Below are 537 nucleotides of genomic sequence, written 5' to 3'. Positions count from 1 at the left end.
GTATCCTGCGGCCCGCCCGCTTCATCTTCCTGCCTCATGCGGTCAGAGGGACGGCTTTTCCGGCTGTCCTCTTGAAACTTACCGCTTTTGGACTTCGGGCCATTGTGGCCCGAAGAACTGTCCTGCCCGGTATCCTCGTCCTTAAACCGCAGGCGTCGGGATGGTGCGGGGGAAGGCCCTTCCCGTTCAGCCGGTCCGGGGCGATTGCTCCCGGTATCCTCCGTCGGCCCCGGCCTTTGAAAATTCCGTTTATCCGGTTTCTTTCCGATGATGTATCCCTCCTTTCCAAACTTCGGGCCATCATGGCCCGAAGTGCGTTATGCCCGGTTCATTTCCTGTTTTTTGTCCTCCGGGCGGGTGGTCATAATGGCGTACAGCTCGGTATTCTGCGGGAAGCGGTCAACAAACGGGATGGTGGTATTCCCGAAGAACAGCAGCCCTTCGCCGGAATTGGTATGGGTCACATAGGAAAGCTGGTGGGGGCTGATCCCAAGCTGTTTGGCTAAAATCTGCCGGTCCCCCTGTGCCTGCGAGAGC

Annotated in this window: 1 protein-coding gene; it reads right to left on the bottom strand. The window is 58.5% G+C overall.

Annotated elements, in window-relative coordinates:
• Nucleotides 1-317 precede the first annotated feature (317 nt).
• Nucleotides 318-537 (bottom strand): hypothetical protein (locus GPK90_RS19280; protein ID WP_252197597.1); only part of this gene is annotated, 220 nt, incomplete at its 5' end.

This window comes from Clostridium sp. MCC344 (assembly GCF_018785365.1).
Lineage (GTDB): Bacteria > Bacillota > Clostridia > Lachnospirales > Lachnospiraceae > Pilosibacter.
This window is presented reverse-complemented; position numbering and strand designations above follow the sequence as displayed.